The following is a 9862-nucleotide window of genomic DNA, read 5'->3' as shown; positions in this document are numbered from 1 at the left end:
GAATTTCCGCCACTGCAACAGGTTCCGATTGTCCGGGCACCGGAAAAGTGTCACGACGGAACCGGGCCCGCCAATAGCGGTGTCCGGCGCGCGGGCGTGTCCTGATCAGTCCAAGACCGCGGTGGCCTCGACCTCGACGAGCAGGTCCGGTTCGCCCAGCGCGGTGACGCCCAGCAGGGTGATCGGCTTGACCGGGTCGACCCCGAGCTTGGCCGCCGCCCGCGCCACGCCCTCGCCGAGCAGCGGGAACTTGTCCGGACCCCAGTCGACGACGTAGACGGTCAGCTTCGCGACATCGTCGAAACTGCCGCCCACCGCGGCCAGCGCGGTTCCGATATTGAGGTACGCCTGCTCCACCTGTGCGGCGAAATCCCCGGCGCCGACCGGGTTTCCGTCGCCGTCACGGGCGACCTGCCCGGCCAGGAAGACCAGCCGCGAGCCCGTCGCGATCGACATCTGCCGGTACACCTCCGGCTGGGGCAGTCCGTCCGGATTCAGCAGTTCCACCGTCATGATCTCTCCCGATCTCTCGTGGCCTTTTTCATAACATAGCAATGATATGTAATCTGAGTCCATGGCGAGGACGAGGAATCCCGCCGTGCGCTCGATGCTGATCGACCGTGCGGCGCAGTTGCTGCGCGAGCGCGCACCGGTCACGCTGCGCGGGCTGGTGGCGGGTACCGAGGTGTCGACCATGGCCGTTTACACCTACTTCGACGGTATGGACGGATTGTGGCGCGCGGTGCGCCAGGAGGGGTTCACCCGCCTGGCCGCCCGTCTGGACCAGGTGCCGGTCACCGAGGACCCGGTGCGTGACCTGGCCGCGCTCGGCAGCGCCTACCTCGCCCACGCGCTCGCCGAACCACACCTGTACCGGGTGATGTTCGATCCCGGCTTCGATCTCGAGGACGCGGCGGCCGCCGATGCCACCCTGGAGCGGCTGGTCACCGCCGCCGCGTCAGCCCGCGGTCTCGGTCGCTTCCGGGCCGATATCGATCCGCTCGAGCTGGCGACGCAGAGCTGGACGATCGGGCACGGACTGGCCGGGCTCGTCGCCACCGGGCCCCTGCCCCGGGAGCTGCTCGCGAACGGAATCCCTTTGCTCACCGCACTATTCGTTGCGGCTGGGGATGATCCGCAGACGTGTGCGCGATCGGTGAGTGCGGGGTGGCAGGTCAGCTGAGTTCGTGCCGCTCGACGCGGCGACTCTGTTGAGCCGTGCCGCTGGACGCCGCGCGTCAGCTGAGCTGTGCCACAGCGACTCTCGTGGCATCGGCGAGCAGGGCGTTGGAAGGTTCGGCGTCCTGCTCGGATTTGGTGGACAGCACCGCGAGAATCAGCGGGGCGCGGCCGGGTGGCCAGGCGATGGCGACGTCCAGAGCGGAACCGTAGGCGGGAGTTCCGGTCTTGTCGCCGACCTTCCAGTCGGTGGGCAGTCCCGCCCGGATGCGTTCGGCGCCGGTGGTATTGGCCAGCAACCAGGTGGTGAGCTGCGCGCGTTCGGGTTCGGCGAGCGCCGGGCCGAGGAGCAGGGCGCGGTAGTCGGCGGCCAGCGCGGCGGGGGTGGTGGTGTCGCGGTCGTCGCCGGGGAGGGCGGTATTGAGGTCGGTTTCCCAGCGGTCCAGCCGGGTGACGGTGTCACCGAGGGTCCGGACGAACGCGGTGAAACCGGCGGGCCCACCGAGTTCGCGCAGCAGCAGATTGCCCGCGGTGTTGTCGGACAGGGTGATGGCGGCGGCGCAGAGCTCCGCCACGGTCATCCCGGTGTCGACGTGCTGTTCGGTTTCCGGTGAGTAGTCGACGAGATCGGCGGCGGTGTAGCGGATGACACGGTCGAAGTACCCGGTGGCGAGCGGATGCGCCTGGAGCAGGGCACCACAGGCGATGCCTTTGAACGTGGAGGCGATCGGGAAGCGTTCGTTCTCGCGGTGGGCGACAGCGCGATCATCGGCGGTATCGATCACCGAGAGGCCCAGGCGGGCCCCATATTTCGCCTCGAGATCCGCGAAGAGCTGGCTGACGGGAGCGGCACCGGCGGCCGCCGAGGGTGCGGTCGTGCTCGGCGCCGGAGCGGGTTCGGCCGAACAGGCTGTCACGGCCGACGCCAGAACCACAGCCGCGAGGTATCGATGCATCCGATGCGAGGTGGAGGAAGTCACGGCCGCAGCAGATCACCCGGCACCGGGCCGCGGCCAATACCGGCACGCCGGGCGGGCGAGTCGCCTTCGATATCGGCGCAGGTGGCGCGTCGCCCCCGCGTCCGGTCATCTCTCCCGCGCAGGCCACCTCGAACCGATCGGCACGCCGCGTACCCGAGCCCGCCGGTAGCGGTACACGGCGCGGCCGGATCGAACCCGACATTGGCGCAGGTGGCGCCGCGTGCGGACGCACACCGGGGTGGTCGGTGGCGACCGATCCGCCGATTCCCCCGCCGTGACGCTGGTTCAATGGCCGTCATGGACCTGCTCCGCCATCTCCGGTTCTTTGTCGCGGTCGCCGACGAGGGCCACTTCGGGCGGGCGGCCGCGGCCCTGGACATGACCCAACCGCCCCTGTCCCAGGGCTTGCGCAGGCTGGAACAGCATCTCGAGGTCGAACTCATCCACCGCACCAGCAGGGGCGCGCGACTTACCCCGGCCGGCAGGCAATTGCTGCCGCGCGCCCGGCTGCTCGTCGACGATGCCGACCGCCTGCTGGCCGAGTCCCAGCGCATCGCCCGGCGCAGCGGGACGGTGCGGTTCGCAGCCACGACGGCGCTGCCCGCCCGGCTCGTCACCGCCTGTGTTACCGCACTGCGCAGCACCGAGACGACCGTGTCGACCACGCTCGGCGCGACGGTTGACCTGATCGCCGAGGTGCGGGCCGGGGTCTGCGATGTGGCGGTGGTCGAGCATCCGGCCCTGGTGGACGGGGTGGAGGCGGGGCCGGTGGTCAAGCTGCCGCGATGGCTGGTGGTTCCCGCCGGGCATCGCAGCACCACCACCGAGCGGCCGATCTTCTCCATGCTGGCCGGACTGCATTTCGCGCATCCGCCCCGCTCGGCCAATCCCCCGGCCTTCGACGCCGTGGTGGACCTGCTGCGCGAACGGGGTCTGGACACACCGGTTCTCGCCGCGCCCGACGATCGGGCGGTGCTGGCGGCAGTGGCCGCGGGCACGAGTTTCGGCGTCATCGCCACTCCGCCCACCCCGACGCCGGGCGTGGCGTGGTTGACGCTGGCGGCCCAGTCGGTGGCGCTGCGGGTCCGGGTGATCCGCCGGGCCGATGCCGCCTCGCACGTCGAATCGGTCGACAGGGTCCTGCACCGGGAAAGACTGCGGTGAGTCGAAGAATTCCCGACGCGGATGCCTCTGTTGTCCAACGTATTCGAGAAGTCTTCGCCGATGCGGGGTGCAGCGGCTGGCTGCACGCCCGCCGCTGCGACGACTCCCCTGCCGAGGTCTGCGTCGGTGGACGCGATCGGGTGGTCACCGCCTCGGTCTATAAATTGCTCCTGCTGGTGGCGTTCTGCCGACAGGTCGACGAAGGCGTCCTCGATCCCGCCGCCCGGCTCACCGTCGACCCCGCCCACTGCACCCCCGGCCCCACCGGCCTCGCCGCCCTGCACGACCCGATCACGCTGAGCCGCCGCGACCTGGCCACCTCGATGATGACCGTCTCGGATAATGCCGCCGCCGATGTCCTGCTCGGGGAGATCGGGCCCGCCGCGATCGCGGCACTGGTCACCGAACTCGGCCTGCCCGGCACCCGCGTCGTCGGCGGCACCGCCGACCTGCACCGCAGCCTGGTCCGCGAGACCGACACCCCCAGCGTCGCCGCGGCGTTCGCGGCCCTGGCCGACACCGACGAGGCCTGGACCGTCTCCGCCTACGACCCCGCCTACGCCAGCGCGACCACCCCCGCGGAGATGACCGCGCTCCTCGAAGCCCTGTGGTCGGGGCGCGTCTTGTCCACCGGCAGCACCGCTTTCGTGCGCTCGGTGATGAGCAAGCAGGTCTGGCCGCACCGCATCGCCGCCGGATTCCCGCATCGCGGGGTCGTGGTGGCGGGCAAGACCGGCACCATCGGGGTCATCCGCAACGAGGTGGCGGTGGTCGAGTTCCCCGACGAGATCCCGGTGGCGGTCGCGGTGTTCACGCGCGCGGCCCGCGCCGATCCGATACTGCCGGTGGTCGATGCCGCCATCGGTGAGGCGGCCCGGATCGCGGTCACCGAGCTGCGCCGTCCCCGCTGACCGGACGCCCTCGCTAGCATCGACTTCCGTGCATGCAGATTCTTCCGGCTCCGGCCGTGTAAAAGTGATCGGCATCGCGGCGGGGGTGCTCGGAGTGTTGCTGGCGGTTCTCGTCCCGCTGCTTCCGGTCCAGCAACACCGCGCGAGCCTGGACTGGCCCCAGCCACAGTCGCTGCAACTCAGCGCCCCCCTGGTGGACTACGTCCCCCTGTCCCTGGATGTGAGCATCCCCTGCACCGCCCTGCGTGATCTGACCGGCGGCACCGTCCTCGCCACCGTGCCGCCCCAGGCACCCCGCGCGGGCTCCAAGGGGCTCGTCGCCCGGATCGAGGATCGCCCGGAGGCCGGACGCACCCTGGCGGTGGTCCTGCGCGACCGCCTGCTGCTGAGCGTGCCGATGTCCGAGATCATCAGCGCGACAGCGGGTTCGGACTCGAGTAGACCAGGCGGCCCCTCAGCGGGATCACCGCCGGGCGCCACCGGCCCCGGCGCCCCACCCACCGGTGCCCCAGCCGGACCGGGCGCCCCACCACCTGGCGGTCCTTCCGGAGCGCCTTCGCCCGATGGCTCCGGACTTCCGCCGTCCAGCGGCCCGTCGGCCGCTCCCCCCGGCGGACAGCCGACAGCCCCGCCACCCGGCGCCGCACCCACCGGTGACCGCGCACCCAGCGATGGGTCTCCGGCTGGTACCGGTCCGGACGCGGGATGCGTGGCATTCACCGTGACTTCCACGGCCACGCGGACGACGGCGGAGATCACCGGGCTGACCAAGGACGACGGGTCGCCGATGCGGACCGTTGTCGACGGGGATGTGCGGCCGCAGATCGTCGGTGTCTATACCGAATTGGATCGTGGGCGGATGGGTGATGCCCGGTTGCACGCCGAGATCGATGCGCGGTTCTCGTCGAGCCCGAGCGGGTGGAAGATCGCGGCGATCATCGGGGCGCTGCTGTGCACGGTGATCGCGCTGATCTGCCTGCATCGCGGCGATCTCCGCGACGGACGGCGCTCCCGGCGGGTGCTGCCCGCGCGGTGGTGGCGCCTCACCGGGCTCGACGCGGTGGTGGCGGGCACGCTGGTGGTCTGGCATGTGATCGGCGCCAACAGTTCCGACGACGGCTACATCCTCACCATGGCCCGCGCGGCCCGCGAGGCCGGGTACACCGCCAACTACTACCGCTGGTTCCAGGTCGCCGAGGCTCCCTTCGGCTGGCCGTACGAGGTGCTGGCCTGGATGACGCACGTCAGCGGCGCGGGCCTGTGGATGCGCTTGCCCGCCCTGCTGGCGGGGCTGGTGTGCTGGTTGTTGCTGAGCCGGGAAGTGCTGCCGCGCTTGGGTTCCGGTATCGCCTCGAACCGTGTCGCACGCTGGACCGCCGCACTGGTCTTCCTCACCATCTGGCTGCCCTACAACAACGGTCTGCGCCCCGAACCGCTCATCGCCGTGGGCGCCCTGCTCACCTGGTGCTCGATGGAACGCGCCATCGCCACCCGCCGCCTGCTCCCCGCGGCGATCGCCGTCCTCGTCGCCGCGTTCTCCCTCGCCGCGGGCCCCACCGGCCTGATCTGCGTCGGCGCGCTCCTGGCCGGGGCCCGCCCCGTCCTGCACACGATCGCCACCCGCGCCCGCCTCTTCCCTGGCTCCACCCCGGCTTCGTCATCCGGCTCCCAGCCGAACTCCGACGGTGGACAGCGCTCCCGCAACGAGACAGGCTCCAGCGACACACAGCGGTCCGGCACCGAGACAGGCTCCGGCGACACACAGTCCTCCGGCGGCGGGCCGGGCTCCCGCATCGAGCGGGGCTCCGGCGGCGGTTGGGGAGCGCGGCTGCTCGGCTACGCGGCTGTGGTCGCGCCGATCCTCGCCGCCGGAACCCTGGTGCTGGTGGTCGTCTTCGCGGACCAGACATTCGCGACGGTGTGGGAGGCCACCCGCGTCCGCCAGCTCGTCGGACCCGATATGGCGTGGTTCGAGGAACGCACCCGCTGGGATTCGCTGCTGTCGGTGAACCCCGACGGCTCACTGGCCCGCCGATTCGGCATCCTCGCCATGCTCGCCTGTCTCGCGGTCAGCGTGCTCGTCGCGGTGCGCCGCGGCGGCCGCGTCCCCGCCACCGCACGCGGCCCGGTCGGCCGACTGCTCGCCGTCATCGTGCTGGCCCTGCTGCTGATGATGTTCACCCCCACCAAGTGGACCCACCACTTCGGCGTCTACGCCGGTCTCGCGGGCGCCCTAGCGGCCGTCACCACGGTCGCCCTGAGCCGCCACGTCGTCCGCCCCAGCTACCTCCGCACCCTCTTCACCACCGCCATCCTCTTCCTCCTGGCCATCACCTTCACCGGCTCCAACGGCTGGTGGTACGTCTCCGGCTACGGCGTCCCCTGGCCCGACCGCGCCCCCACCCTCGCGGGCATCCCCGTCTCGACCCTGCTCCTGACCGCCACCGGACTGACGGCCGCCATCGCCCTCTGGCAGTACTACCGCACCCCGGACCGCCCCACCCCAACCCGTTTCACGACCCCCGAACCATCAGCCAGCCATCCCGCGAACACAGACGCGGACAACCAGCCGACAACATCGATACTGGCTACCGGCGCGGGCGAGAGCACGGGTACCAAATCCAGCGATCGTGTTCGCGGCGGCAGTGAGATTCGCTCTGCCGTGCGGTCTTCCCGCGTGCCAGCGGTCGCAGCCCTGTCTCTCGCCGCGGCGGGAATGGTGCTGTTCGAAGTGGGATCCCTGGCGACCGCGATGGTTTCGCAGTACCCCGCCTACTCGGTGGGCCTGTCGAACCTGCGCACCCTCACCGGCGATCGTTGCGCCATGGCGAACGACGTCCTGGTCGAAACCAACACCGCCGACTCCCTCCTCACCCCCTACACCGGCACCGTCGCCGACGGACTCGCCGCCGAGAACACCGGTTTCACCCCCAACGGAGTCGGCAGCCTCATGCCCGACCCCGGCCCCGGCCAGACCTCCGCACCCCCATCAGGCTCCGGCCCGGCCCCCGGCGGCGCACCCAGCGGACCCGGCGGCGCCCCACCCGGCGGCCCCGGCGGTGGCACACCCAGCGGCCCCAGCGGCAGCGCACCCAGCGGCACCAGCGGCGCCGCACCCGGCGGCCCCGGCGGTGGCGCACCCAGCGGTCCCGGCGGCTCCGCACCGAGCGGTCCCGGGAGCGGCTCTGCGCCAGGTTCACCGGGCGGCACCGCGCCTGACGGAGGCGGCTCTGCCTCCGGCGGAAACGGTGGAACAGCGCCGGGCGGTCAGAGTGGGGCAGCCCCTGGTGGGAGTGGCACGCCCCCCGGTGGCGCGCCCGGCGACGCAGGGTCTGCGCCAGGAGGTGCCCCTCCCGGCAATGGCGCCCCGGGCGCCGGAGGCCCGGCGGTGACCGGCGTCAACGGCAGCACCGTCGCACTCCCGTTCGGCCTCGCCCCCGAACGCACCCCGGTGCTGGGCAGCTACTCGACCGGCGCACCACAGCGAGCACAGCTGACCACTCAGTGGTACCGTCTCGATCTCGCTGCCGCGCAGCAGAATCCGGCCTATCGCGTGCTCATCCTCACGGTGGCGGGACGGATCGAGGGAACCGGTCCCGACGGCTCGCCGATGCCGGGGCAGCAGCTGCGGGTCGAGTTCGCGAACCGGGCGGAGGACGGAACCGTCACCGCGCTGGGCGAACTCAGCCCACCGACGGTCGGCGGCGCACCGGGCTGGCGGAACCTGCCGGTCGACCTGGACCGGATCCCACAGGGCACCACCGCGGTCCGGCTCATGGCCGAGTCGGGAGAACCCGATCCGATGCGCTGGCTGGCGGTCACCCCACCGCGCCTGCCCAAGCTCTCGACGCTGCACACCATGGTCGGCACCACCGACCCGGTACTGGCGGATTGGCATGTGGGACTGGCCTTCCCGTGCCAGCGCCCGTTCGACCACCGCGACGGCGTCGCCGAGCTGCCGATCTGGCGCATCCTCCCCGACAAGCTCAACGCGCAGGTCTCCGAGACCTGGCAGGGCGACACCGGCGGCGGCCCCCTCGGCTGGACCGGCATGCTCATGCGGACCACCACCCTCCCCGCCTACCTGGCCGAGGACTGGACCCGCGACTGGGGCGAACTCCAGCGCCTGACCCGCTACGTCGCCGCCCCACCGGCGGACATCGGCACGCACACCGAATCACGCTGGGGCTGGACCACTCCCGGCCCGATCAGAACGAGGTGACCGGAAGCCGCCGCACCGCGAGCGGCGGCCACCCACAACGCAGAAACCGCCGCTACCCACGAGGTAGCGGCGGTTTCGTTGTGCGAGAGCCTACTTCGGCGGTTCACCCGCAGGCGGCTGGCCACCCTCAGGCCCACCCCCGGGCGGCGCACCGGCTGGGGGCTCCCCACCGGCGGGCGGCGCCCCGGCGGGCAGCGGCTTGCCGATATTGCGCGCCATATCCGGCATCAACCGGATCGCGACCTGCTCCCAGGTGCCCCAGTTGTGGATGCCGATATCGGGGAAGTCGTAGGTGACGTTCGTGTATTCCAGTGCGGTGAGCCGCTTCTCGAACGAACGGGTGTTGGCCAGCGCGATCGCCTCCAGCGGCATGCCCTGGGTGATCGCGTCGATCGAGGACAGATCCTGGTCGGCCGGTTTGGCGCTGCCCGCGGAGATGTAGAGACGGGTGTTGTTGGCGATCAGCTTCTCGGCGAACCCGTACGGGTCCATCCGCTTCCACTTCTCGCTGCCCGCGGGCGCCATCGACTCGATGTTGTAGCCGCCGCTGGCGATCATGGCCCCGGCCAGCGCCTCCCGCATGCCCGGCATGGACATGTGCAGGTAGCCCGACAGCGATCCGGCGTAGGTGAACTGCTCGGGGTGGTAGGCCGCCATGAGCAGCGCCGCGCTGCCGCCGCTGGACAGCCCGACCACGCCGTTACGGCTGTCGCTGAAGCCCAGCCGCGACTTCAGCGCGTTCGGCAGGGTCTCGGTGATGAAGGTTTCCCACATATAGGTGTTGGTCTTGCCCTGGGTGTCCTCCCAGCCGCCGATGGCCGAACCGGAGTCGGCGCTGGGCAGCATCGACCCGTCGGGATTGACACCGTTGAAGCTGCTCGGCTGGTCCCAGTCGGCGTAGAAGCTGGACTGGCCGCCGACCGGCATCACCACATTGATATTGAACTTGGCCATCTGCGCCGGGATGGTGGTGTGCTTCTCCCAGCCGTTGAGGTCGTTCTCGGCGCGTTCGCCGTCGAGCAGGTACACCACGCGGTCGGTGTTGCCGTCGGCCGCGCGGATGATGCGGGTGTTGATGGTGCCCATCGACGAGTCCACCGGGAAGTCGATCGCCGAGGGGTCGGCATCGGCCGACGCGGGCGCCGCCACCGCGCCCCACGGCAGCAGCGCGACCACCGCCGCGCCGATCATCGTCCGCCGGGACAGTCCGGATCTGTGCCGGCGCTCCTGCGCGCCTCCCCGAATTTCGCCACGCATGATGCTGATCAGACCTTTCGTTCGTGCGGCCTCGCCGCTTCCCCACGCGACCCGCCGAGCGCCGTCGTCGCGCGGGCGGATCCTGCCGGGCAGCATAGCGCGCCCGGCGAGCCGGGGAACACCGCCAATTGCGCTGCGGGCCAATCCGC

The 9862-nt window shown here is 71.2% G+C and carries 7 protein-coding genes; 4 read left to right on the top strand and 3 right to left on the bottom strand.

The features are described from left to right. Window positions 1-105: 105 nt before the first annotated feature. On the bottom strand, window positions 106-513 hold the full coding sequence (locus tag WA675_RS01150) for a RidA family protein (RefSeq protein ID WP_336081134.1): 408 nt from the start codon (window positions 511-513) through the stop codon (window positions 106-108). A gap of 61 nt (window positions 514-574) precedes the next feature. Between WA675_RS01150 and WA675_RS01145 the strand changes: the two genes are divergently transcribed. Continuing rightward, window positions 575-1183, top strand: a complete 609-nt coding sequence (locus WA675_RS01145) for a TetR/AcrR family transcriptional regulator (protein ID WP_336081133.1) — start codon at window positions 575-577, stop codon at window positions 1181-1183. A 55-nt stretch (window positions 1184-1238) separates the two neighbouring features. On the opposite strand, the gene bla is transcribed toward WA675_RS01145, so the two are convergent. Then, complete coding sequence (gene bla / locus WA675_RS01140) at window positions 1239-2135, bottom strand: class A beta-lactamase (RefSeq protein WP_336081829.1); 897 nt, start codon at window positions 2133-2135, stop codon at window positions 1239-1241. A 312-nt stretch (window positions 2136-2447) separates the two neighbouring features. Here bla and WA675_RS01135 point away from each other — a divergent pair, with 312 nt between their 5' ends. The 3 genes from WA675_RS01135 to WA675_RS01125 are packed head-to-tail and all read left to right on the top strand — an operon-like array spanning window position 2448 to window position 8456. After that, entirely contained in the window at window positions 2448-3323 is an 876-nt protein-coding gene (locus tag WA675_RS01135; RefSeq protein ID WP_336081132.1) for a LysR family transcriptional regulator, read from the top strand. Next, on the top strand, window positions 3320-4234 hold the full coding sequence (locus WA675_RS01130; RefSeq protein WP_336081130.1) for a serine hydrolase: 915 nt from the start codon (window positions 3320-3322) through the stop codon (window positions 4232-4234). The genes WA675_RS01135 and WA675_RS01130 overlap by 4 nt, the downstream gene beginning before the upstream one ends. A gap of 28 nt (window positions 4235-4262) precedes the next feature. Next, entirely contained in the window at window positions 4263-8456 is a 4194-nt protein-coding gene (locus WA675_RS01125; RefSeq protein WP_336081128.1) for an arabinosyltransferase domain-containing protein, read from the top strand. Between the two features lie 90 nt (window positions 8457-8546). Here the strand turns inward: WA675_RS01125 and WA675_RS01120 are convergent, their stop codons facing one another. Continuing rightward, on the bottom strand, window positions 8547-9647 hold the full coding sequence (locus WA675_RS01120) for an alpha/beta hydrolase (RefSeq protein ID WP_336081126.1): 1101 nt from the start codon (window positions 9645-9647) through the stop codon (window positions 8547-8549). Window positions 9648-9862 lie beyond the last annotated feature (215 nt).

Origin of the sequence: Nocardia sp. SSK8 (assembly GCF_037034205.1) — a bacterium.
Taxonomy (GTDB): Bacteria; Actinomycetota; Actinomycetes; order Mycobacteriales; family Mycobacteriaceae; genus Nocardia.
Note: the sequence above shows the minus strand (reverse complement) of the source record. Positions and strands in the feature narration are given on the sequence as shown.

What these genes read in the sequence shown, in the direction of transcription:
- WA675_RS01120 (WP_336081126.1), bottom strand. Translation starts at nt 9,647, where the DNA reads ATGATCGGCGCGGCGGTGGTCGCGCTGCTGCCGTGGGGCGCGGTGGCG.
- WA675_RS01145 (WP_336081133.1), top strand. Translation starts at nt 575, where the DNA reads ATGGCGAGGACGAGGAATCCCGCCGTGCGCTCGATGCTGATCGACCGT.
- bla (WP_336081829.1), bottom strand. Translation starts at nt 2,135, where the DNA reads ATGCATCGATACCTCGCGGCTGTGGTTCTGGCGTCGGCCGTGACAGCC.
- WA675_RS01150 (WP_336081134.1), bottom strand. Translation starts at nt 513, where the DNA reads ATGACGGTGGAACTGCTGAATCCGGACGGACTGCCCCAGCCGGAGGTG.
- WA675_RS01135 (WP_336081132.1), top strand. Translation starts at nt 2,448, where the DNA reads ATGGCCGTCATGGACCTGCTCCGCCATCTCCGGTTCTTTGTCGCGGTC.